At 62.7% G+C, this 22311-nt stretch carries 22 protein-coding genes and 1 other RNA gene; 5 read left to right on the forward strand and 18 right to left on the reverse strand.

The window, feature by feature from the left end:
• Window positions 1-274: 274 nt before the first annotated feature.
• The 17 genes from tolB to VFG26_RS12010 all read right to left on the reverse strand — a co-directional run bounded on the left by tolB (window position 275) and on the right by VFG26_RS12010 (window position 14518).
• On the reverse strand, window positions 275-1612 hold the full coding sequence (tolB, locus tag VFG26_RS11930; RefSeq protein WP_325025536.1) for a Tol-Pal system beta propeller repeat protein TolB: 1338 nt from the start codon (window positions 1610-1612) through the stop codon (window positions 275-277).
• A gap of 90 nt (window positions 1613-1702) precedes the next feature.
• Complete coding sequence (gene tolA, locus VFG26_RS11935; protein ID WP_325025538.1) at window positions 1703-2845, reverse strand: cell envelope integrity protein TolA; 1143 nt, start codon at window positions 2843-2845, stop codon at window positions 1703-1705.
• Window positions 2846-3038: 193 nt separating this feature from the next.
• Window positions 3039-3488, reverse strand: coding sequence for a biopolymer transporter ExbD (locus VFG26_RS11940; RefSeq protein WP_325025540.1), 450 nt, complete (start codon window positions 3486-3488; stop codon window positions 3039-3041).
• A gap of 4 nt (window positions 3489-3492) precedes the next feature.
• Window positions 3493-4209: a protein TolQ gene (gene tolQ, locus VFG26_RS11945; RefSeq protein ID WP_325025542.1), complete on the reverse strand. Its 717-nt coding sequence runs from the start codon at window positions 4207-4209 to the stop codon at window positions 3493-3495.
• 370 nt (window positions 4210-4579) lie between these two features.
• Window positions 4580-5068, reverse strand: a complete 489-nt coding sequence (ybgC, locus tag VFG26_RS11950) for a tol-pal system-associated acyl-CoA thioesterase (protein WP_325025544.1) — start codon at window positions 5066-5068, stop codon at window positions 4580-4582.
• Entirely contained in the window at window positions 5065-6009 is a 945-nt protein-coding gene (locus tag VFG26_RS11955) for a metallophosphoesterase (protein WP_325025546.1), read from the reverse strand. The genes ybgC and VFG26_RS11955 overlap by 4 nt, the downstream gene beginning before the upstream one ends.
• Before the next feature lie 190 nt (window positions 6010-6199).
• Window positions 6200-7246, reverse strand: coding sequence for a Holliday junction branch migration DNA helicase RuvB (gene ruvB / locus VFG26_RS11960; protein ID WP_325025548.1), 1047 nt, complete (start codon window positions 7244-7246; stop codon window positions 6200-6202).
• A 93-nt stretch (window positions 7247-7339) separates the two neighbouring features.
• Window positions 7340-7732 carry a hypothetical protein gene (locus VFG26_RS11965; RefSeq protein WP_325025550.1) on the reverse strand — a complete coding sequence of 131 codons (393 nt, stop codon included), beginning with the start codon at window positions 7730-7732 and terminating at the stop codon, window positions 7340-7342.
• Between the two features lie 41 nt (window positions 7733-7773).
• Window positions 7774-8397, reverse strand: coding sequence for a Holliday junction branch migration protein RuvA (gene ruvA / locus VFG26_RS11970; protein ID WP_325025552.1), 624 nt, complete (start codon window positions 8395-8397; stop codon window positions 7774-7776).
• Complete coding sequence (gene ruvC / locus VFG26_RS11975; protein WP_325025554.1) at window positions 8394-8921, reverse strand: crossover junction endodeoxyribonuclease RuvC; 528 nt, start codon at window positions 8919-8921, stop codon at window positions 8394-8396. Before ruvC ends, ruvA begins: the two co-directional genes overlap by 4 nt.
• The gene (locus VFG26_RS11980; RefSeq protein ID WP_325025556.1) at window positions 8918-11023 is read right to left on the reverse strand and encodes a hypothetical protein; all 2106 of its coding nucleotides are present in this window, start codon (window positions 11021-11023) and stop codon (window positions 8918-8920) included. The genes ruvC and VFG26_RS11980 overlap by 4 nt, the downstream gene beginning before the upstream one ends.
• Before the next feature lie 296 nt (window positions 11024-11319).
• Window positions 11320-12069 carry a YebC/PmpR family DNA-binding transcriptional regulator gene (locus VFG26_RS11985; protein WP_325025559.1) on the reverse strand — a complete coding sequence of 250 codons (750 nt, stop codon included), beginning with the start codon at window positions 12067-12069 and terminating at the stop codon, window positions 11320-11322.
• Between the two features lie 173 nt (window positions 12070-12242).
• Window positions 12243-13070 carry a TIGR00282 family metallophosphoesterase gene (locus tag VFG26_RS11990; RefSeq protein ID WP_325025561.1) on the reverse strand — a complete coding sequence of 276 codons (828 nt, stop codon included), beginning with the start codon at window positions 13068-13070 and terminating at the stop codon, window positions 12243-12245.
• A gap of 13 nt (window positions 13071-13083) precedes the next feature.
• Entirely contained in the window at window positions 13084-13659 is a 576-nt protein-coding gene (locus VFG26_RS11995; RefSeq protein WP_325025562.1) for a 5-formyltetrahydrofolate cyclo-ligase, read from the reverse strand.
• Between the two features lie 35 nt (window positions 13660-13694).
• A non-coding RNA gene (gene ssrS / locus VFG26_RS12000) (6S RNA) lies at window positions 13695-13854 on the reverse strand.
• A 64-nt stretch (window positions 13855-13918) separates the two neighbouring features.
• Window positions 13919-14257, reverse strand: coding sequence for a cell division protein ZapA (locus VFG26_RS12005; RefSeq protein WP_325025564.1), 339 nt, complete (start codon window positions 14255-14257; stop codon window positions 13919-13921).
• Between the two features lie 42 nt (window positions 14258-14299).
• On the reverse strand, window positions 14300-14518 hold the full coding sequence (locus VFG26_RS12010; RefSeq protein WP_325025566.1) for a hypothetical protein: 219 nt from the start codon (window positions 14516-14518) through the stop codon (window positions 14300-14302).
• A 281-nt stretch (window positions 14519-14799) separates the two neighbouring features.
• On the opposite strand from VFG26_RS12010, the gene gap reads away from it, so the two are divergent.
• Both gap and VFG26_RS12020 read left to right on the forward strand, forming a co-directional pair.
• Window positions 14800-15810, forward strand: coding sequence for a type I glyceraldehyde-3-phosphate dehydrogenase (gene gap, locus VFG26_RS12015; protein ID WP_325025568.1), 1011 nt, complete (start codon window positions 14800-14802; stop codon window positions 15808-15810).
• A 72-nt stretch (window positions 15811-15882) separates the two neighbouring features.
• The gene (locus tag VFG26_RS12020) at window positions 15883-16917 is read left to right on the forward strand and encodes a class I fructose-bisphosphate aldolase (RefSeq protein WP_325025570.1); all 1035 of its coding nucleotides are present in this window, start codon (window positions 15883-15885) and stop codon (window positions 16915-16917) included.
• Between the two features lie 96 nt (window positions 16918-17013).
• Here the strand turns inward: VFG26_RS12020 and VFG26_RS12025 are convergent, their stop codons facing one another.
• Window positions 17014-19278, reverse strand: a complete 2265-nt coding sequence (locus tag VFG26_RS12025) for a L,D-transpeptidase family protein (protein ID WP_325025571.1) — start codon at window positions 19276-19278, stop codon at window positions 17014-17016.
• A gap of 324 nt (window positions 19279-19602) precedes the next feature.
• On the opposite strand from VFG26_RS12025, the gene VFG26_RS12030 reads away from it, so the two are divergent.
• From VFG26_RS12030 to VFG26_RS12040, 3 genes are all read left to right on the forward strand, one after another.
• Window positions 19603-20256 (forward strand): thiamine phosphate synthase, encoded by a 654-nt coding sequence (locus tag VFG26_RS12030; protein WP_325025573.1) that lies wholly within the window; start codon window positions 19603-19605, stop codon window positions 20254-20256.
• Complete coding sequence (locus tag VFG26_RS12035; RefSeq protein WP_325025575.1) at window positions 20253-21359, forward strand: tetratricopeptide repeat protein; 1107 nt, start codon at window positions 20253-20255, stop codon at window positions 21357-21359. Before VFG26_RS12030 ends, VFG26_RS12035 begins: the two co-directional genes overlap by 4 nt.
• A gap of 79 nt (window positions 21360-21438) precedes the next feature.
• On the forward strand, window positions 21439-22236 hold the full coding sequence (locus VFG26_RS12040) for an inositol monophosphatase family protein (RefSeq protein ID WP_325025577.1): 798 nt from the start codon (window positions 21439-21441) through the stop codon (window positions 22234-22236).
• Window positions 22237-22311 lie beyond the last annotated feature (75 nt).

Raw genomic sequence — 22311 nt, forward strand, 5'->3', positions numbered from 1 at the left:
CCCCTTCACACCCTGCATGGTCATATCTCCTGATACGATTCCGGCAAAAGCCGTACTCTGGGGTACCGGGAGGGCGCGTCCCGATCAAGGACAGAGGGGGCAATTCTCAAGTTTTCCAAGGCAATAGATGCGAAAATGCAACGGGACTTAGTGGGCAAAAGTCAACAGTTCGGCGACGAGAGTTAAGATGAGCAATCATATGAAATCGCTCATCTTTTGAGTTATCGGCCGAGGCGCCGTTAAGAATTGCGCCGCGCCATTCGTAAATAGGGTGTTAATTGAGAAGCGGTGACCACGCGGGGTCGGAAGCAAACGCCGGCGTATCGACCTTCCGCTCGTTGTAGCCGGTGATATCGACCGAGTAGATTCGGGGCCCGCCATTGGCGCCTTGCGACTCGCGGAAGAACATCAGAACCCGGCCATTGGGCGCCCAGGTCGGGCCTTCGTTATGAAAACCGCCAGTCAATGTGCGCTCGCCCGAGCCGTCGGGCTTCATGACGCCGATGATGAACTCACCGCCGGTTTGCTTGGTGAACGCGATATAGTCCCCGCGCGGCGACCAGACGGGCGTCGAGTAGCTGCCATCCCCCATCGAGATCGGACGCTGGTTGGATCCGTCCGAGTTCATCACCCAGAGCTGCTGTCTGCCGCTCCGGTCGCTTTCGAAGACGATTTGGCTGCCATCAGGCGAGTAGCTCGGGCTGGTATCGATTCCGTCGGACTGCGTAAGCCGGCGCGGCTGCCGAGACCGCAGGTCCATTTCGTAGATGCTCGACCGTCCGTCCGGCGTTCCAAGACTCATGACGATGCGTTGGCCGTCAGGCGAGAACCGCGGAGCGAAAGTCATATTCGGGAAATCGCCGACGAGCTCGCGGCGTCCCGTCTCCAGGTTCATGATGAAGACGCGCGGCTGATCGTTCGTATAGGACATATACGTGATCTCCTGGTTCGTCGGAGAAAACCGCGGCGTGAGCACCAGCTCCTGGCCCTGCGACAGCAAACGGACGTTGGCGCCGTCCTGGTCCATGATGGCAAGGCGCTTGATGCGCTTCTCTTTCGGCCCCGTCTCGTCGATGTAGACGACGCGCGTATCGAAGTAGCCCTTCTCGCCCGTCAGCCGCTCGTAAATGCTGTCGGCGATGAGGTGGCCGATGCGGCGCCAGTTCCGCGAAGCCGTCGAAAAACGCTGCCCGGCGAGCTGCTTGCCGCCGGCCACATCCCACACGCGGAATTCAGCGCCGACCTTGCCGTCGCCGGCGTTGACGACACGCCCGACGACGAGCGCATCGGCCTGAATGGCGCGCCAGTCGTTGAAGCGCGGCGCGGCATTGACGTCGCGGACCTGTTCCAGAAACGATTGGTGATCGAGCGGGCGGAACAGCCCCGATCTTTCAAGATCGGCTTCGACGACCGCCGAAATATTTCGCGCAAGCTCGGAATCATCACCGAGGAAGGAGGGAATGGCGATCGGAATGGGCGCGATCGTGCCTTCGGTCTGCGTACCCTTCAGCTGCGCCCTGGCAACAGGCGTAAAGCCCGGTACGAGCCAGACACCGAGGGCGACGAGCGTCGCAACGGAAAACAGCCTTTTGAGGCGGACTTTCAAGGTCATGGATGGTCTCTCATTGCGGCACAGCGGCGTTGCAGAAAATCAATAGCGTGATGCTTCGCTTCGCGGTCGAATGAAGCAACTTTTGGGCGTTTACAACATTTCTCGCGGATCGAACGTCCACTCGATGTATCTCCATCCGCCCTCGTACTTGTCCGGCGGCAGCCGGAACGGGGAGCACATCCTGACGGCTCTGAGGGCTGCCTCGGCGTACACCTGACCTGCAGTCGTCGGCGGCGCGGACGTGACGCGCGGCTCTCCGGCGAGCGTGCCATCGGGGTTCAGCTCCCAATGGAGCTCGACGACCGGAACCTCGCTGCCGCCACCCGTGCCCGGCGGACGCCAACAGCCGTTGAGCTGTGACTTCAGCATCCCCTTGAGCAGATCCTGCTCGCGCGCCGAAAGGACCGTGTCGGTCCCCGTCTGCGTGCCGGCTTCCTTGCCGAACTTCTCCGAAGTGGCGCTGGAACCCGATGCCTGCTGCCCCTTCTTGCGCTTGTCCTTGTCGAGAAGCGCCTTGGGCGTGGAATCTTCTGGCGACTTCTCGAGCAGAGACGCGATCTTGCTCGGGTCGAACTGCTTCTTCGCCGCCTCAGCTTTCTTCTTGGCCTCTTCTTCCTTCTTCTTCTTGAGTTCGGCGGCCTTTTTCTTCTTGGCTTGCTCTTCGGCTTTCTTCTTGGCTTCGGCTTCGGCTTTCTTACGCGCCTCTTCCTCAGCCTTTTTCTTGGCTTCCGCCTCGGCTTTTTTCTTGGCTTCTTCCGCGCGCCTTTCCTCCTCGAGTTTTTGCTCGAGAAGCTTTTTCTCGTCCGGCGTTGGACCAGGCGTGGGCTCCGGCGGAGGTGGAGGTGGCGGCGGCTCCTCCTTCGGCTTCACGACGGGCTCGGCAGGAGGCGGCGGAGGCGGTGGCTCGGCAGCCTCTGGCGGCTCGGGCTCAGGCGGCGGCTCGGTTTTCGCCACCTGCTCTTCGGCGGGCGGAGGCGGAGGTGGCGGAGCGTTGGTGGGCTTCGGCGTATCGTTCTTGCTGTCGTCGGGCTTGGGCTGGTCGTTCGCCTTCGTCTCGAGATTTTTTGCGTTCTCCGCGCCCTGCTTCAGGCGCAGGAATTCCGACGGCGTGATGATGTCCGCGGCGATCGCCGGCGTATCCGGCGACAGCGGGGGATTGGCGTGCATGGAGAATACCGCCCACCCGAGAAGGGAAGCGTGCAGCAGGAGCGACAGAATAAGTCCGAAGGGCACGGGTCAGCACCCATCATCGCTAAGGGGCGTAAGGTCTGATCGGCGAAGCTGAGGGCGAACCGTCGGGCGAACGGAAATGCACGCAAGTGGCCTCGAACCGCCTGTGCGGTGCGCCAACATCGCCCTTCGCGTCTCCCATGGCGGACGCGCATTCTGGTTCGTCATACGTATCGTCCTTTGGCGAATGTATGCGCTACGTGCCTCCCTTTTCCTGATCGAGAACGAACGACAGTTTTTTGAAGCCGCCGTCATTGATGCGGCCCATGACGCTCATGACGATTCCATACGACACGCCCTTGTCGCCACGCACGAAGATGGTCTCGTCGTACCCGTTCTTGGCGATGGCCTTGAGCTTCGCTGCGAGCTCATCGATGGGAACCTGGCTTTCGCCGATGAACACGTCGCCGTTGACTTTGACCGTGACGGCCAGCGGTTCCTGCTTCGGCGCGGGGATTTCCTGGCCCTTGGCTTCCGGCAGTTCGACGGGGATCCCGACTTGTAGAAGCGGTGCGGCGACCATGAAGATGATCAGAAGCACGAGCATCACGTCGACCATCGGCGTGACGTTGATCTCGCTCATGGGCATATGACGGCCGCGCCGCCCGCGTCCTCCGCCCCCGCCGCCTTTGACGCTCATCCCCATCGGTTCAGGTCCTCACGTCGATCTGGCGAGACACGATCGCTGCAAACTCGTCGGAAAAGGCATAGAGACGCTGCGAAATGGCCGACGAATCAGCCGAAAACTTGTTGTAGAATACAACCGCCGGAATGGCGGCGATGAGGCCGAGGGCCGTCGCGAACAAGGCTTCCGCGATACCGGGCGCCACGACCGCGAGCGAGGTGTTCTTCGACACCGCGATCGACTGGAAGCTCGACATGATCCCCCAGACCGTGCCGAAAAGGCCGACGAAGGGCGCAGTCGATCCGACGGTCGCAAGGAACAGAAGGCGGCGGTCGAGACGCTCCATCTCACGGCTGATGGTCACGTCCATCACCTTCTCGACGCGCAGCTGAATACCGCCCAGCGCGCGGATGTTGCCTTCGACAGAACGTTTCCACTCGCGCATCGCCGCAACGAACAGCGCCGCCATCGTGATCGTGCGCCCGCGCGACAGGTTCGCGTAAAGCTCGTCCAGCGACTGGCCGGACCAGAACAACTGCTCGAAGCGGTCGCTTTCGACGCGCGCGCGCCGGAACGCCAGGAGCTTCTCGAAAATAATCGCCCACGACCACACAGACGCGACGCCCAGGCCCGTCATCACCAACTGGACGACGATATGGGCCTGTAGAAAGAGCTCGACGAACGAGAAACCTCCCGCTGCGACCGGGGCAACGGCGCTTTGGGCGACATCCGCGGGATTCATTTCACCATCCATGTCGTAGAATTAGGACACCCGTACGGAGCCGCACGGGCCTTGGAATTTCGGCAGCATTGGGACGCGCCGGGCGCGAGCCCGATGAAGTTTGCGTATGACGGCGTAATGACCCTCACCCCGGCAGCAAGCCCGTCGCTTACCCGCACTCATTCGCGTCGAGAGCTTTTGACGCCCAATATGACCAAACGAGGGCTGTGTGTAGCCGACGGCAATGACGCATCGTCGTGTTTATCCACGAAAAATGCGGCCATTGATCTCACCATGAGCCATGCCGAGGGCGCTGCTGCATGTCAATTGCCGTGTGGCCGCGCATCGCCATTTGCCGCGAATATCGCGAGCAGACGCGGTGGACTAGGCATTAGGCGGAAGAATTCTTCACCGCTTCGTGCGCCTCGAAGGCGCTACGCACGGTATCGCTGAGGCGCAGCGGTTTTCCCGACATCGAGACCAGCACGACGACAACTTCCGCCGAGACGAGCACCTTGCCTTCGCGGCAAATCCTCTGGTCGAGCGTGACGCTGGCAGCGCCCAGCGCCTTTACCCGCGTCTCGACCTCGAGCAGATCGTCCATTCGGGCGGGACGTGCGAAATCGAAGCTCATCCGCCGGACGAGAAAGGCAGCCGGTTCGCGGCTGTCCGAACCATCGATCATGCGGCGCGCATCGGTGCCGAGCAGCCGCAGGAAGTCCGTGCGCCCGCGTTCCGCGAACCGGACGTAGGATGCGTGATAGACCACCCCGCCGGCATCGGTGTCTTCGAAGTAGACGCGCACGGGGAGAACGTGATGCTGACCCTCGGCATCGCGAACGATGCGTCCGGCGAGATCTGGCCACTGGCTTGAAGTCAAACTTGCCCCTCCTCGGCACCGCCGAGTTCAATCATGACGATTTCGGGCGGCGAGCCGAACCGGATCGGCAACGACGAGCACCCAAGACCGCCCGAAACGATCAGGTGGCGTCCGCCCTCGACGATATGGCCATACACGTAGCGCGAGCCGTATCGCGACGGCACGACCGGCGCGTACCCGAAGATGCGAACCTGCCCGCCGTGCGTATGACCTGAAATCGTCAGCGACACGCGCTCGGGCATCACCGGGAAGATGTCGGGCTCGTGCGCCATCAAGACGACCGGCGCATCGTCGGTGACGAGCCGCAGCGTACCCGGGAGGTCGTCCACGCCGCGAAAGCGTGTCTTACTGCCTTCAGCGAACTCGTCGGAGCTCGCTCCGCGCGGGCGGAATGCCCATTGGTCGCCGAGACCGGCGAGCCAGAACGGGTGCCCGTCCTTTTCCAGCCGCACGGCCGTGTTCTCATGCACCGTGATCCCGGCCGCCTGCAGCGCCAATCCCGCAGGCGTCGGGCCCGCTCCTCGCTCCTGGACCTCTTCCGAGTCCCACCAGTCGTGGTTGCCCAGAACGGCGTGCACGCCGAGCGGCGCCTTGAGACCCGCAAGCGCCTGCGCCCACGCTTGATCGCTCACCTTGGCGGAGTATTGGCCGAGCCGGTAACCGACGACGTAATCGCCCAGAAGCAGCACTGCGTCGGCTTCGAGACGGTTCGTCTGCTCGACGATATTCTGCACCCGCTCGACCGACATCCACGGCTCGCAGACATGAAGGTCGGCGAGCACCGCGAGCTTCAGCTTGAGCCCTGACGTCCAGTTCGGCGGAATAAGGTTGTAGGTGGTGACATTCTCGCGGAATGCCTCTGCGAGCGCATAACCGCTCAGCGCTGTGGAGCCAACGCCGGCAACACCCGTCAACTTGAGCAGATCGCGGCGGCTGATCAAACCAGTTACCCTCAGTCCCGTTCAATTGGCTCGTTCAACTGGCCTGTTTAATTGGCCGGTTCAGCTGAATTTTCCTGTTGCCCGACCGATCGGGCCGGCGCTGCGAAGCAAGAACAGCAACCGTTCCACTGTCGCCAGAGAATGCTGTCGAAACGGTGAATTTGGCCAACGCAAAGCGGCAAGAGCGGCGTTAAGTCTCGTCCGCGCCGTCGTCGAAAATCGGCAACTCCGGCGAGACCGCGCGCGCCGGGCCGCTGACGCCCAAATGCCGGTAAGCTTTCAAAGTCAGCACCCGTCCGCGCGGCGTGCGGCCGATGAAGCCCTGCTGCAGCAGAAACGGTTCGACGATTTCTTCCAGCGCATCGCGCGGTTCGGAAAGCGCGGCGGCGAGCGTCTCGATGCCCACGGGCCCGCCTTCGTAATTCTGCAGGATGCAGCCGAGATAGCGGTGATCGAGCGCGTCGAGCCCCTCGCCGTCGACTTCGAGCATCCTGAGCGCCCGGTCGGCGACTTCGGCATTGATGACGACAGCGCCCTCGACACTCGCGAAATCGCGGACTCGGCGCAGCAACCGGCCCGCGATGCGCGGCGTGCCGCGCGAGCGCTTGGCGATTTCTCGCGCACCGTCGGACGACATCTGGGCGCCGAGCACCCGCGCGCCGCGTCCAACGACGAGTTCCAGTTCCTCGACCGAATAGAAATTGAGACGCACCGGAATCCCGAAGCGATCGCGCAGCGGATTGGTCAGAAGGCCGGCCCGCGTCGTCGCGCCCACGAGCGTGAATTTCGGCAAGTCGATACGAACCGACCGCGCCGCCGGCCCCTCGCCGATCATCAGATCGAGTTGGAAGTCCTCCATCGCCGGATAGAGGATTTCCTCGACCGCAGGATTGAGCCGGTGGATTTCGTCGATGAAGAGCACATCGCGCTCTTCGAGATTGGTCAGAAGCGCGGCGAGATCCCCCGCCTTCGAAATCACCGGCCCCGAGGTCGCGCGAAAGCCGACGCCGAGTTCCTTTGAAAGGATTTGCGCGAGCGTCGTCTTGCCGAGGCCCGGCGGTCCCGCGAAGAGCACGTGATCAAGCGCATCGCCGCGCCCGCGCGCCGCCTTGATGAACACTCTGAGATTGGCGCGCGCCTGCTCCTGCCCGACGAACTCGTCGAGCGACTGCGGTCGTATCGTCGCCTCCAAGGCGTCGAGGTCTTTTCGCGCGCTGCTGACGAGCCTGTCGGTCATGGTTTGTTCGTGGGGCTATTCGGCAGCGCCGTCAAGTCGAGGGCGAGGTCTTAAAGGCCGCTCCTGCCTATGGCTTGAGGATTCCAGCAGCGATCAGCAGCGCCGCATGCCGATCATGATGAGACCCGCAGTGAACGCGAGAAACGGCACGCCCGATGGCGGTTCGAAGGGAAAAATGATGACAGCGGCCATGAACCCCAAAACGCCCGCAACCGCCGCTTCGAGCCAGCTGTAGGTCCCGCGCTGCAAGACGAACGGCGTCAGCCCCAGCGCGGCGACGGCCGCCGGCAGAACGCTCCACACGAACGCCCCCGCCGCGGCTTCGCCGGCACCTCCGCTGCCGCGAGCCGGCAGCACCGCGTCCGTCAAAGGGCTGAGAAGCATCAGACCAAGATCGATGACACCGGCGAAAAAGGGAACGGCGAGCGAACTGATGAGCACCATCCAGATGGCGCGTTGCGTGTTGCTCAAGGAGATCTGTCGCATGATGTGCCGAGCTTTCCCTCGATTATGCCCGTTGCGCGTTGCTAGCGCGCGAGTTCCTTGAGGCTTCGCTTGATGAGACCCGCCGTCTCCGCCCCCTCACCGAGTTCCTTCGCGGCAACGGCGACGGCCGCCGTGGCTTGCGATGGGTTGTAACCGAGGTTGGTGAGCGCCGAGAGCGCTTCCGCAAATGCCATGCCGGCGGGCACGCCGTTCGCCGAAGGCGTCGCCTGAGCGCCCGAAGGAATATCGTGGCCGCCCATGGCAAGTCCCGGCACCTTGTCCTTCAATTCCGCGACGATGCGCTGCGCGAGCTTCTTGCCGACCCCCGGCGCCTCTTCGACCGCCGCCCAGTTACCCATCGCCACCGCGCTCGCCAGGTCCTGAGGCGACATGATGCCGAGAACGCTCAGCGCCACTTTCGCGCCGACGCCCTGAATGGACTGCAGCGTGCGGAACCAGCTGCGTTCGTATTCGCTCTGAAAACCGAACAGCCGGATCGCGTCCTCGCGCACGTGCGTGTCGATCGTGAGTGACACGGCATCGCCTGCCTTCAGGTTGCGCAGCGTTCGCGATGACGCCTGCACCTCGTAGCCGACGCCATTGACGTCGATGATGAGAAAGCTCTCGCCCACCGCATCGACCTTGCCCTTGAGCTTGCCGATCATGGCTGCGGAACCTTGGCTTTGACCGTCGCCAATCGCTGGCGGCTGACGCGGTGATGGGCATGCGTGATGGCGATCGCCAGCGCGTCGGCCTCGTCGGCGCATCCGAACGTCGCCTTCGGCAGCAGAAAGCCGATCATCGCCTGGATCTGCTGTTTTTCGGCATGCCCGGCACCCGTCACCGATTTCTTGATCAGGTTCGGGGTGTATTCCGCAACCCGGAGCCCGAGCCGAGCAGGTGCGAGCAGAACGGCGCCGCGCGCCTGGCCGAGCTTCAGCGTCGAACGTGGGTTCTCGTTGACGAAGGTCTCTTCGACAGCGGCCTCCGACGGGCTGAAACTTTGGATGACGCTCGTCACAGCATCAAACAGCGCGGAAAGCCGGTAGGCGAGATCATCGTCTTTGGGTGGCGTGATGACGCCCGACGCGACGTAAACGAGCCGGGGACCGTCGCTCTCGATGATGCCCCACCCCGTCCGCCGCAATCCGGGGTCGATGCCGATAATGCGAATCGTTCGTCCATTCATGCTCTCCGCATAGCACGAACCGCATAGGGCGCCGAAGGCGTCATAGGTGGCGGCGGCAGCGGCGGTGGCTTCGTGGCGTCGGCAACTTTGCCGGTCAGAATGGCATCGAGCGCTTCCGCAACATCGGGTTCGGTCCAGTAGCCGGTGTGCCCGCCGATGCCCATCACATGGTTGTCGATGCGCAGGCCGCGCGGCGGGTCGATACGGCCGCCGATGTAATCATCGACGCGATAGAGATTGATCCAGCATTTGAGGCTCGCCGCAATGCCGAGCGGCACGCCCTTCGCTGCGGAGTACTCATGGAAGTACTTCTGGTAAAGCGTGCCGAGCGGCGAGCCGAACGTCAGCAGCGCGGGCGACGCGTCACCAAGCCGGGCATAATGCGGACCGTTATCACGCAGAAAATCATAAACGATGATCGAGCCCTGGCTGTGCGCCAGAAAGATCACGCCGTCATAGCCCTGGTTCTGAACGAAGTGTTCGAGAACCCGATTGAGCCGCCCCTGGATGCGCTCACGCCTTAAACGCCGGAAGCGTGAGCGGAACACCGACGGAATGAGGTACGCTGCCGTCTCCTGCCGCGGCTGATAGTGATGATCGATGAGATCGCGCGCCACACTGACGACGTTGGCGATGCGCCGCCCAAAGAAGAACGGCAGCAGCACCGCGACGATCGCCGCCACCGGCAAGATGTAGCCCCTGAGCGTCACGAACACTTCATTGCTGTCGAGATAAGGTTGCACGAACACCAGCGCGAAGACGACGACGAATGCGACGATCAGCAGGCCGACGAGCACGGGACTGAAGAGCAGCCTTGGCATGCTGCGCGCCGTCTGCTGGAGATCGGAGAGTCCGCGCCTCGCTTTCAGGTGACGAAGTTCGATCAGGATGCCGCCGCCGATGATGCAGAGCATCACCGTGAGCGCCGCCGCCGCGAAGATGAATTTGAAGCGCCCGATCCAATCGAGCTCGATGTTTGGCACCTGCACCAGCCGGGCGAGCGCACTGTCGCTCGCCAGCTGGCCCGCATTGATCGCTTGATTGATGATCGGCTGCGCTTCCCTGAGCGTCGTGATCGTCTCGGCCCGATTGAGCATGGGATAAATCGCGCTGACGACAACGGTCGTCCAAAGCAGGAACTGCATGATCAAAATGCCGATGCTCGTCGATGCCGTGGCCAGCCGCGAGCGGTCGCCCGTGCTCAGCGCCCGCAAATAGGCAATCCCGAGCAGCGCCGTCGCAAACAGCATCAAGCCGCCCCAGAAGCGCCAGCCCCAGATGATGACCTTATAGAGCCCGTTGATGTAACAGGCCGCGGCCGACGTCGCCGCCGCCACACATTCCACCTGTGGCCGCCCCGCTAAGCGCTCCGGGCCGATTTCGAGATCCGGAACCATGCGCAACAGCGGCAGCAGCAAATTGTAGAACGTCAGCACAAAAACCGAGAGCGCCGCGATCGCCAGCCAGAAGACAGTGTCGTACCAGGAATAATCCTGCTTCCGCGTGATCCGGTGAAAGACCCAGAGAGACGCCAAGAACATCACGCCCGTCACGATCAGCACCTGCGATCTGACGTCGGAAATGTCTGTCGTGAGCGTTGCGGGCTCGAAAAGAAACAGCGCGCAGATCACCGAGGTCACGATCGTCAGCGCAGCGCTCGGACCGCGAATGAGCCATCCGGCAACCCAGAGAATTTTTCTAAGCAGCCACGCGATTGCATCGCGCGACCGGTCGAGCATCGCATCGACCAGATGATGGGACTCGAAGATGACACGAAAGAGCTGCAGGAGCGTATCGACCCGGCCCTCCTGAACCGTGGTCAGGTCGGCCCAATGCAGTTCCACGGCTTCGATTTCGATGCCGCTGGTATGTGCGGCGCCGCGGCGAATGACGGGGAAGACCCGTGGCGGCGATCCGGACTCCGGCTCGGCTATGCGGTTGTATTCGTTGGCGGGGGAAACGCTGTAACCAGGCCGTGTCGAAGCCAGCGTATCAAGAACGGCGTTGACGCAGTATCCGGGCTCCGTCTCGCCGACGCCATGAACGACAACCAATCCGACGCGAACCCGGCCCCTCGCCCCCGATGTTCCGTCCGCCGACATTCACGCCCCCTACGCAGTGTGCGAACCAATCATATCTTTTGCTGAGACGTCCGCCACCCCTTCTTGATGGCGCCAGCCATTGGCTGAACACGAGATTTACAGTGTGCTGTGGCCGTTAGATCAGCATCGTCGGGACACTGATGGCAGCTGAATTGCGGCGAACAGTTACGCGCTGCTATGACGGAATTGGCCGTTAACAAAAGTCTTGAAAAAAATTGGGCGGCCAAATCTGGCCGCCCGGATAAATGCAGTGCTGAGGTCGTCGGAGAATGGCCACCGGCTGGCGGCCTCTCGCATCAAGCCGCCGTCAGCTTCTTCATGACTTCGTCCGAGATCTCGAAGTTGGCGTAGACGTTCTGCACGTCGTCATCGTCCTCGAGAGCCGCCAGCATTTTCATGATCGACTGCGCGTTGTCCTCATCGACCGGCGTCGTGAGGTTCGGCTTCCAGACCGCTTTGACGCTCTGCGCTTCCCCGAGCGTCTTTTCGAGTTCGCCGGCGACCGTGCCGAGCGACTCGAACGCGCAGGAAATGAGGTGCGCATTGGCATCCGACACCACGTCGTCCGCGCCGGCTTCGATCGCGGCTTCGAGAATGGCCTCGGCCGAACCCGCATTCGGCTTGTAGGTGATCTCGCCGATATGATTGAACATATGGCTGACCGCGCCCGTCGCGCCGAGATTGCCGCTGTACTTCGTGAACACGCTTCTGACGACGCCGCCCGTGCGGTTACGGTTGTCCGTCAGCGCTTCCACGATCACCGCGACGCCGCCCGGCGCATAGCCCTCGTAGCGAACCTCTTCATAGTTCGCGAGATCGTTGCCTTGCGCCTTCTTGATGGCGCGCTCGATGTTGTCCTTGGGCATGTTCTCTGCGCGCGCTTCCTGCACGGCGAGCCGCAATCTCGGGTTCATCGCCGGGTCGGGCGTGCCTGATTTCGCCGCCACCGTGATCTCGCGGGCAAGCTTCGCAAAGAGCTTCGAACGCATGGCGTCCTGCTTGCCCTTGCGGTGCATGATGTTCTTGAATTGCGAATGGCCGGCCATGCTCGTGCTCGCTCGACTTGGAAAAATTGCGCTGATCTGAGGCTCAGTCTTTTGCGCAACGCCCGCGCGCCGGTCAAGAGAGGGGCATAGGCGGCGGCCTGCACACCCCTATGAAACACGGGCATAGGTCTAAGAAAGCCCGCCTAACGCTCTGAAAAACCGCGCGCGGCCCCTCAATCGTTGGACCAGAACGCCGGAATGGCGGGCTCCAGATGCGGGCCGATGCGCACCGGCGCAGCCTTCACGGCGAGCCCCGTCTCATCGTCGATGTCGACGGCGAGGCCCGAAAGCGTCCCAGGCCCAGTGGCGGGCTCGTACCGGCCGCGCGGAATACGCGTGATGAACCGGTTGATCGGCTCTTCGGGATCCATGCCGAGCACCGAGTTGTAATCACCGCACATGCCCGCGTCCGACATATAGGCCGTGCCATGCGAAAGAATGCGCGTATCGGAGGTCGGCGTATGTGTGTGCGTGCCGACGACGACGCTGACGCGCCCATCGAGGAACATGCCCATCGCCTGCTTCTCGCTCGTGGCCTCGGCGTGAAAGTCGACGAGGATGACGTCGGCGCCATGCCGCAACGGACAAGCCGAAATCTCCGCATCGACGGCGCGGAACGGGCAATCGAGTTCGGTCATGAACACGCGGCCCATCGCGTTGACGACGAGCACATCCTGCCCGCTCTTCGCCCTGAGCAGCGTCGCACCGCGCCCCGGCGTGCCTTTGGGATAGTTGAGCGGACGGATCAGCCGCTCATGCCGCTCGATGAAAACGAGCGCCTCTTTCTGGTCGAACGAATGATTGCCGAGCGTCACGCAGTCGGCGCCCGCATCGATCAGATCGTTAAGGATTGTTTCGGTGATCCCAAAGCCACCGGCAGAATTCTCGCCGTTGATGACGACGAAATCGAGCCCGTAGCGCTTGATCAGTCCCGGCAATGCTTCGCAAACAGCAGTCCGGCCCGGACGACCGACGATATCGCCGAGAAACAAGAGACGCATAAAGAATTCCGGATCAGGTATCGAGACAACGTTGCGGGCCCGAAGGTGTCAGCACCCAGTCGAGCTTCTCGTCATAGCTTTCGGCTGGTACCGCGTCGACCCTTTGTTCGTCGTAGGCGATGCCGACTGCCACAACGGGCTTCAGCTTCCTTAACCGCCTGAGCGTCCGGTCGTAGAAGCCCCCGCCGTAACCCAGCCGATAGCCCCGCGCATCGAACGCTAGAAGCGGCACGAGGACAACGTCGGGTTCAACCTCGGGCTTGTCGTCGAGCGGCTCGGCGATGCCCCATTGCGCCGGGGCCATGGTGTCGCCCGGTGACCAGGCGCGCATCAGCAGCGGCTTCTCACGACCCTGCATGACAGGAAGGGCGAGCTTGAACCCTTCGGCCTGCAGCCACGCCATCAATGGTCCTGGATTGATTTCGTCGCGGATGGCCGCGAAGCCAGAGACGATCGTCTCTGGTTTGACGCCCAGGAAATCGAGGCCCTGAGCCGCGATCATCCGGCTGGCCTCCGCCCCGTGACGCTCAAAGGCCGCTTTCCGCCGGAGAAGCGCTTCGGCTCGCAGCTCTTTTTTAGCGTTTGGCATAACGTCAGCAGTCAAACGCTCAACCCATCAAAAAACAAAATGCCGCGAAGGCCGTTGGGAGCATGAACCCGCGTGGTCCCTACGAGCGTAGGTGGGCACCATGTGTCCGAAGCCACGGCTCCGGACAGGGACAGCGCCCGTGCGGATCTTATAGGCCCCCGGGTCATTTGTCCCTGACGAGCCCCGCAGCCACTCTGATTTAGGTCACCCGCGCCGAAAAATCCAGGGCCAGCCGAGGCCCTTGGCGGGAATTTAGCGGCTAGCCTTTGGCTCGCCGCCGCACGGGCTCCAAGTCGTCGTCCTCGTGATCGGTGCCGGCGTCATCGGCCTGGATGCTGCGAATGGCGGCCGACCGGGCCTCCGAGGGGCCCTCGCCGAGCAGTTCGTCGACATCGGCCCGGGCGTCAAAAAGCTCGTCCGTCACCATAAGGGCCGCCATAAGGATGAGGCGCTCATCGCCGACGGCGCCGTGCTCCAGCACCAGCCCGTCGAGCTTAGCCTTCAGATAATCGACAATGTCTGTGAGACGCTGGACGTCGTGCTCTTCGCACACGAAGCGGTAGGTGCGTTGATTGAAGGTGAACGGGACCTCGGCCATTCTTTCCGGCAGCTCCGCCGCTCTCTGGAGCGACGCGCACCGTCACCCGCTCTCGGCCAAACTATGAAGCGAATCGAGAACCCAATCAATGCGGTTGAGCGCATCGGCTGATCGCTGCTCGAGCTCTGCGATCCGCTGGTTTGCGGACGCCAACTCTGCCCTGAGCCGCTCGTTTTCTGACCGGAGCTCGACGTCGCCCGGCTTGCGGGTAGACTTGACGTCTTCCCCACGCTTTAATTTTACGGCGTTGCGTTCAGTCATGGCCTCTACTCACCCTTTCGGGCGACACGATTGACGCACCAGTCACGAATGCTGAGATGTACGTTACGTGGCGAAGGTAAACGACGTCAATAAACGAGACCGTGTTTGTACCCGATTGAACGAAAAGAATTGGTCGCGCGTTTGCCGAGGTCGCGGGGCTATCTGATTGACAGCTCCCTAGCAACTGACGTTAAAGACCCGCAATTGCTGAAGATCCCAGTGGAACGGGCAAGATCTCATCAGCCCCAGCATAAATCTCTTACCCCGGAGGACCCCCGAGAATGACTGTGAAGGTGGCGATCAACGGTTTCGGCCGCATCGGTCGTAACGTGCTGCGCGCAATCATCGAGAGTGGACGCACCGACATCGAAGTCGTCGCCATTAATGATCTCGGCCCGGTCGAAACGAACGCCCATCTGCTGCGTTACGACAGCGTGCATGGAAGGTTCCCAAAAGAAGTGAAGGTTTCTGGCGACACGATCGACGTGGGTAGCGGCCCGATCAAGGTGACCGCGATCAAGAACCCTGCCGAGCTTCCGCATAAGGAGCTGGGAGTCGACATCGCGTTCGAGTGCACGGGCATCTTCACCTCGAAGGAGAAGGCCAAGGCGCACCTCGATGCAGGCGCCAAGCGCGTCCTCGTCTCGGCCCCGGCGGACAACGCCGACCTGACGGTCGTCTACGGCGTCAACGAAGACAAGCTGACGAAGGACCACCTCGTCGTCTCGAACGCCTCGTGCACCACGAACTGCCTGGCGCCGGTCGTCCGCGTCCTGCACGATGCCCTCGGCATCCAGCATGGCTTCATGACGACGATCCACTCCTACACGGGCGACCAGCCGACGCTGGACACCCTGCACAAGGATCTCTACCGCGCCCGCGCTGCCGCGTTGAACATCATCCCGACGACGACGGGCGCCGCGAAGGCGGTTGGCCTCGTCATCCCGGATCTCAACGGCAAGCTGGACGGCGCCTCGATGCGCGTGCCGACCCCCAACGTTTCGCTGATCGACTTCAAGTTCGTGGCGAAGCGCAACACGACGGCCGAGGAAGTCAACGAAGCACTCATCGAGGCTTCGAAGTCGAACCGCCTCTCGGGCGTTCTGGCGACGACGAAGGAGAAGCTCGTCTCCTCCGACTTGAACCACGACGCCGCCTCATCGACGGTCGCCCTCGATCAAACCAAGGTGATGGACGGGAACTTCGTGCGCGTTGTCTCGTGGTACGACAACGAATGGGGCTTCTCGAACCGCATGGCCGACACGGCCATCGCAATGGCGAAGCTGATCTAAGTTACTGACGGGCGCCTGCAAATGGCGCCCGTTTTCATGGGAAAAGAATGACAAAGCTCGACGGAGGCAGAAATGAGTGAAAGACTTGAGGATATTGCCCGCGCTCTCGTAGCGCCAGGCAAAGGCATTCTCGCTGCTGACGAAAGCACGAGCACGATCAAGAAGCGGTTCGACACGATCAACCTTGCCTCGACCGAGGACAGCCGCCGTGACTACCGCGAGATGCTGTTCCGCTCGACGGACGCGATGAAGAACTACGTCTCAGGCGTCATTCTCTATGACGAGACGATCCGGCAGAAGGCAAAAGACGGCACGCCGCTCGTCGACATCATGAAGGCGGCAGGCTCCATCCCCGGCATCAAGGTCGACCTGGGCGCCAAGCCGCTGGCAGGCCCGACGTCCAAGATCGAAACGATCACCGAAGGCCTCGATGGCCTGCGCGAGCGCTTCGCCGAGTACTACAAGCTTGGTGCGCGCTTCGCGAAGTGGCGGGGCGTCATCACCATCGCCGACGGCTTGCCGAGCTGGAACTGCGTGAAGGCCAACGCCCACGCGCTCGCCCGTTACGCCGCGCTCGCTCAGGAAGCTGGCATCGTGCCGATCGTCGAGCCCGAAGTGCTGATGGACGGTCCGCACTCCGGCCACGACATCGACGAGTGCTACCGCGTCACGGCCTGGACGCTGCGCACGGTCTTCCGCGAACTCTACGACGCCCGGGTCGAGCTCGAAGGCATCATCCTGAAGCCGAACATGATCATCGCCGGTCAGAAGTCGCCGAAGCAGGCGAGCGCCGCCGAAGTCGCCGAGAAGACGGTGAAGTGCCTGAAGGAAACGGTGCCGTCCGCTGTTCCGGGCATCGCGTTCCTGTCGGGCGGCCAGTCCGACGAGGCCGCGACCGAGCACCTGTCGCTGATGAACGCTTCGGGTCCCCTGCCCTGGCCGCTGACGTTCTCCTACGGCCGCGCGCTGCAGGCCGCAGCGATTCAGGCCTGGGGCGGCAAGCCAGAGAACGTCGCTGCCGGTCAGCGCGCCTTCACGCATCGCGCCAAGATGAACAGCCTCGCTGCTCTCGGCAAATGGAGCGACAAGCTCGAAAAGGCCGCCTGAGCCAAGCATCAATCGAAACGAAAAAGAGCGGATCGAACGATCCGCTCTTTTTTATTTCAGCTTTATTTCAGCGTTCGCCGAAGTGGCGAGACGCGACTAGTTCAGGAAGATGTTCGACAGCGCATCCTGAATGGTGCCGCCCGACGACTTGCTCTGCTGCTGCTTCTGTTTCGCCGACGCGCTCTTCTTGGTGTTCTTCTTCGACGGCGGCGGCGCGTCCATCATGCTGTCCGAACCCGCATCGCTGAACGTGTTGGCGTTCCTCGACGAGTTGGAGGCCATGGGCTCGTTCGCCTCGATCGGATCGACGGCCTCCGGCGCCGTGTAACGAACCGGACGGCCGCGCAGAGCCGACATGATCCGGTCGTCATGGCCGTAGATGTCGGAGAACGTCTGCAGGCGGCCGTCGTTATCGACGCTCGCGGTGAAGTACACGAGATAGACCGGCACTTCCTTCGACAGGGTCACGCTAGCACCGCTGTCCCACAGCTGAGCGACCTTCTCGGGCGAATAGCCCTTGTCTTCCGCCAGCAGCACCTCGGCGGTCCGGCGCGGCTCCTCGACACGCAAACATCCATGGCTCAAAGCGCGATTGCTTTGATTGAAGAGACCGCGCTCGGGCGTGTCGTGCATGTAGACGTCATGCCGGTTCGGGAACCGGAATTTGACGAGACCCAGCGGATTGTCCGGACCGGGCGGCTGCGTGAAGCTGTACTGACGAATGTCTGCCGTGCTCCAGTTGACCGAATCCGGATCGACCGGCTGACCGCGGTAATAAACCTGCAGCTTGTAGGCCTGGAGAACGCGGGCGCCGCCGCTGCTTCCGCCACCGAACAGCTGGTCGAAGAAGCCGAAACCGGATCCACCCGACGCGCTTTTGAGGCGCGGCATGAGCTCTTTCGCCTTGATGCCGTCAGGCATGCCCCAGCTCGGGCGGAAGATCACGAACTGCATCTTGGCGGACATCACCGGCGTCGGCCACGACGGCTGCCCGACGATCATCCGCTGCTTCAGCTCTTGGCTGTTGCCCTTCCAGATTTCGCTCGAGAACTCCGGGATGTTGTTCATCACGTAGAGCGGCCCGAGATCCACCGGCAGCCAGCGCCAACGCTCCATGTTCGCGATCAGCCGGTCGAGCTGGCGTTTGGGATTGGCGACCTTGGGCTCACCGGCCTTGTTCAGCGCCGCGCGCACGCGATTGCCCACGATGCCGTCGGCCTTGAGCCCGTTATCCTGCTGGAAAGAACGCACCGCATCGACGAGATTGTCGTCGTAGACGCTCTCGTCTGCCGGGCTGCTCGCCGGTACCTTCAAACGCTGACGGAGAAGCACGACCTGATCGTCCTGGGCGCCGGGCTTCAGCAGCTTGCCTTGCGGCAGCTTGACGAGAAGCGCCGGATCGACCGCCTCTTCCTCCTGCTTGGGGCCGCGCGCCTTCAGAAGCGCCTGGCGCAGGCGTTCAAAACCCTCATGCTTCGGATTGAGACCCCGCAGATAGGCGTCGGGCTCCGCCACGCTCGCCAGCTCGTTGATGACGTTCTTGGCATCTTTGACCGGCGGCTTCATGTCGAGAATGTTGCTGAGCGCAACGGGATCGAGACGGCCACCGCGTGCGAAGCGCGCATACTTCAAAGCTGAAAGCGTCAACTGCGCGTCCGCCACGCCCTGCGCATCCGGGCTCGCGCCGACGATGAGTTCCGGCACGGGGAAATCGGCAGGCTCGAGCCCCCAATCGTCCGCGCTTTTCAGCGTCGAGATAACGGCCTTGGCTTTGCGCGTGTACGCCCCATCAAAAACCCACAGCGGTTCGGTGCGCGTGTTGTAGAAGTCGCGCGCCGCAGCCAGATCCTCGGCGACGTTGTTGCGCCCGCCGAGAGACTTGTCAGCAAGCGCCGTACGCGCGGCCGCAACGACCGGGCTGACCGGCGGCGCGACAGGAGCCGCAACGGTGGGCATCGCTTCGGGCTTTGGCTCGGTAGCCGTATCGGTGGGCGTTGCCGTGGCCGGCGTTGTCTCGGGTGCGGGAGCTGCCGGCGTCTGCGAGACATCCGGCGCGGGCTGAGGCGGCTCGCTTGCTGGCGGCGTCACCGCCGCCGTCGAAGGCGCGGGCTGAGCCGGAGCTTCAGCCGCCGGTGTTGCAGGTGCTGGTGTTGTAGGTGATGGCGCGGCCGTGGCTTCGTCTTTCGCCACGTCTGCGGAAGGAAGGGCGCCCGTCGTGGCGGGTGTGCCGGGTGGAGCAAAATACGTCGTCGTGCCGCTTGGCGAATTCTGAATGATGGGCCCGGCTATGGCAGCAGGAACGCCGGCTAAACAAACCCCCAGCATGCTGACGCCCAGAAGGCGAAGAGAAGATTTATTCATTCCCCGTTTGGCTCCGATAGGCGAGTGGCGCGCCGATGCCAGCGTTGCCAGCATTACGTGAGCCCTCAAGTTGGCGGAAAAACGCCGAAACTTAGAGATAGGCGAGCATCGCCCGTCCCCCCGGATTGGTAAACTGCGTAAGCCCCGGAATCCGGCGAAAAAACCGGTCTGTGACCGAGAAAACTCGAATCGGCTTGAGTATAGACCCGTTTACTGCGACCCAGAGCCGGAAACGATGTTGTCAAATCGTGTGAATGTGCGCCCCTTCTTGTTTCCGCCGCAATCGGCTTCGAAGAGCGGGCGTGAAATTGGGAGCCTTATCGCTTGTCGAGCGCCACTAGCCTTTATCTAGACTTCGAGGTCACTGCAGGATCCGCCCCAGCGCACGCAGCGCGCGTGCTGATTGCGGCCTGCGCGGCAGCCCCTGTCGAGAGCGTTCTCATCAGAGCTGCCGAGGGTGCGGAACTCGATTCAGAAACCGCACGCCAGCTCATTGCTGAAGCTCAAAAAAGAAATATCGCAGCGCTCGTTGCTTTGGGCGTCGACGACGCGCGCAAGCTCGGGGCTGACGGCATCCACCTTCCCTGGTCAAAAGATATCGCCCGCCAGTTCAAGACGTTGAAGCAATCCGCATCGGCGTCGATGGTGATCGGCGTTGACGCCGGCCGCAGCCGTCACGACGCGATGGAAATTGCCGAAGGCGGCGCCGATTACGTGGCCTTTGGAGTTCCACCTCACGTCGAAGATCGCGAACGCGCCGCCGAGCGCCAGCTGGATCTCGTCTCCTGGTGGAGCGAGCTGTTCGAGATCCCCTGCGTCGCTTTCAATGTCGATGATGCCGACGCCGCGCATGCCCTCGCCTTGGCGGGCGCAGACTTCGTCGCCATACGCATCACTTCTGCCGATACAGAGGAAGCGGCCGGCGCGCGGATGCGCCAGTTTTCGGCGGCGCTCGCCACGCCGGAGCCCGCGCAATGATCGAACGCGCGGCGAAGTTCGCCGTCCCTCTGGCGCTTGCCGGCGTCGTTGCGGTCGCAGCCGCGGCGCCAGCGTTTGCCGAAAGCAGCTCCTGGTTCACGCGCGAAAAGGAAACGCCGGTCCCCAAGCTCGCGCCGTCGCCCAAGAAGCCCCCCCAATCGACGGCGCCCGCCACGCTTGTGCCTGAGCCGGGTGGCGCCTCCGACATGCGCAACAAGATCCCGACGGAGGTGCCGGCGACGGGCGACGACGCCGCCTACACGGCTTTCGATCAGGGCCAGTATCTGACGGCCCTGAAGCTCGCAGAAGAAGCCGCCGCCCGCGGCGAGCCGCAAGCCAACACGCTGATCGCACGCATCTACACAGAAGGCCTCGGCGTCCAGAAGGACGACCGCAAAGCGTTCGAATACTACAAGCGCGCTTCCGACCTGGGCGACATCCAAGGCACCTTCGCGCTCGCCATCTCCTATGCGCAAGGCCGAGGCGTGAAGAAGGACCGCAAAGCCGCCGCCGAACTCTTCGAGAAGGCGGCGCTCACCGGGCAGCCCGACGCCAACTACAATCTCGGCCTGCTCTTCCTCAAAGGCGACGGCAAACCCGAAAACCCAATTCGCGCCTTCCAGCACATCCGCTACGCTGCAGAGAAAGGCTTGGCCCAGGCCCAGTACGACCTCGCCGCCCTCTACCAAAATGGAACCGGTACGGACGCCAACGCTCTGGAAGCCGCCCGTTGGCTCTCCCGCGCCGCCGAGCAAGGCTACCCGGAGGCGCAATACGAGTATGCCATTCGCCTCATCCAGGGCATGGGTCTGACGAAGGACGAGCCAAAAATTCCGGCATTAATGAAAGCCGCGGCCGGCAAAGGCATCGCCGGAGCGCAAAATCGCCTCGCCTACATCTATTTCGACGGCATCAAGGTGAAGAAGGATCCGGTCGAAGCCGCCAAGTGGCGGCTGATCGCTAAGAAGAACGGCTACGAGGACGAAGAACTCGACGCGCGGATCGCCGCCATGCCCAAGGCGGATCGCCAGAAAGCGGAAGCCGCAGCGTCCGCCTGGTCCGACCGGATAAGAGTGGACGCGGGCCTCGCTGACGCACCTTAGCGTTTCCGTCACCTTGCCACCCGGGGCAAGAGCCGTTAGAGCCCGCACTCCCCTATTCGCGCCCGTCCGGACCATCGAAATGAGCAGCAACGTCTCCCCGACCCTCAACGTCATGATCTCGGCTGCCCGCAAGGCCGGCCGCAGCCTGATCCGCGATTTCGGCGAGGTCGAGCATCTCCAGGTGTCGGTTAAGGGGCCTGCGAACTTCGTCTCCGCCGCCGACCACAAGGCCGAAGACATCATCTTTCGCGAGCTTTCGAAGTCCCGCGGCACCTACGGCTTCCTCATGGAAGAACGCGGCGAAATCGTCGGCGCCGACAAGACCCACACCTGGATCGTCGATCCCCTCGACGGCACCACCAACTTCCTGCACTCCAATCCGCTGTTCGCGATCTCGATCGGATTGGAACGCGAGGGCCAGCTCGTGGCGGGTGTCATCTACAATCCCGCGAGCGACGAGCTCTTCACCGCAGAAAAGGGCAAAGGCGCCTACCTGAACGACCGCCGCCTGCGCGTCGCCGCCCGCAAGAACTTGGGCGATGCCCTCGTCACGACCGGCATTCCCCATCGCGGCCGCGAGGGCCACGCCCGCTTCCTGAAAGAGATGGACGTGCTGATGAAGGAAGTGGCGGGCATCCGCCGCACCGGCTCCGCCGCCCTCGACCTGGCCTTCGTCGCCGCCGGCCGCTTCGATGCCTACTGGGAGCATAATCTTCAGCCGTGGGACGTTGCCGCCGGCATCGTCATTGCCCGCGAAGCGGGGGCCTTCGTCACCGATCTTAACGGTGGCGATAAGATGCTGGAAACGGGCGACGTTTTGGCCGCCAACGCCACCATTCACAAGGCTTTGGGCTCCTACCTCATCAGAAAGTCCTGAAATCCTGCCGCATCGTGCTGCATAGTCGCGGTCCAGCCGCGGCTTGGGCATGATGTTGCCCGTTTTCGATGGGAC

This window comes from Hyphomicrobium sp. (assembly GCF_035687085.1).
Taxonomy (GTDB): domain Bacteria; phylum Pseudomonadota; class Alphaproteobacteria; order Rhizobiales; family Hyphomicrobiaceae; genus Hyphomicrobium_B.

Coding starts and splice junctions, on each gene's coding strand:
- VFG26_RS12035 (WP_325025575.1), top strand. CDS start 20,253: ATGATCGAACGCGCGGCGAAGTTCGCCGTCCCTCTGGCGCTTGCCGGC.
- ruvA (WP_325025552.1), bottom strand. CDS start 8,397: ATGATCGGCAAGCTCAAGGGCAAGGTCGATGCGGTGGGCGAGAGCTTT.
- VFG26_RS12025 (WP_325025571.1), bottom strand. CDS start 19,278: ATGAATAAATCTTCTCTTCGCCTTCTGGGCGTCAGCATGCTGGGGGTT.
- ruvB (WP_325025548.1), bottom strand. CDS start 7,246: ATGACCGACAGGCTCGTCAGCAGCGCGCGAAAAGACCTCGACGCCTTG.
- VFG26_RS11985 (WP_325025559.1), bottom strand. CDS start 12,069: ATGGCCGGCCATTCGCAATTCAAGAACATCATGCACCGCAAGGGCAAG.
- tolQ (WP_325025542.1), bottom strand. CDS start 4,209: ATGAATCCCGCGGATGTCGCCCAAAGCGCCGTTGCCCCGGTCGCAGCG.
- VFG26_RS11990 (WP_325025561.1), bottom strand. CDS start 13,070: ATGCGTCTCTTGTTTCTCGGCGATATCGTCGGTCGTCCGGGCCGGACT.
- VFG26_RS11965 (WP_325025550.1), bottom strand. CDS start 7,732: ATGCGACAGATCTCCTTGAGCAACACGCAACGCGCCATCTGGATGGTG.
- VFG26_RS11995 (WP_325025562.1), bottom strand. CDS start 13,659: ATGCCAAACGCTAAAAAAGAGCTGCGAGCCGAAGCGCTTCTCCGGCGG.
- VFG26_RS11940 (WP_325025540.1), bottom strand. CDS start 3,488: ATGGGGATGAGCGTCAAAGGCGGCGGGGGCGGAGGACGCGGGCGGCGC.
- VFG26_RS12040 (WP_325025577.1), top strand. CDS start 21,439: ATGAGCAGCAACGTCTCCCCGACCCTCAACGTCATGATCTCGGCTGCC.
- VFG26_RS12005 (WP_325025564.1), bottom strand. CDS start 14,257: ATGGCCGAGGTCCCGTTCACCTTCAATCAACGCACCTACCGCTTCGTG.
- VFG26_RS12010 (WP_325025566.1), bottom strand. CDS start 14,518: ATGACTGAACGCAACGCCGTAAAATTAAAGCGTGGGGAAGACGTCAAG.
- gap (WP_325025568.1), top strand. CDS start 14,800: ATGACTGTGAAGGTGGCGATCAACGGTTTCGGCCGCATCGGTCGTAAC.
- VFG26_RS11980 (WP_325025556.1), bottom strand. CDS start 11,023: ATGTCGGCGGACGGAACATCGGGGGCGAGGGGCCGGGTTCGCGTCGGA.
- tolB (WP_325025536.1), bottom strand. CDS start 1,612: ATGACCTTGAAAGTCCGCCTCAAAAGGCTGTTTTCCGTTGCGACGCTC.
- ruvC (WP_325025554.1), bottom strand. CDS start 8,921: ATGAATGGACGAACGATTCGCATTATCGGCATCGACCCCGGATTGCGG.
- VFG26_RS12020 (WP_325025570.1), top strand. CDS start 15,883: ATGAGTGAAAGACTTGAGGATATTGCCCGCGCTCTCGTAGCGCCAGGC.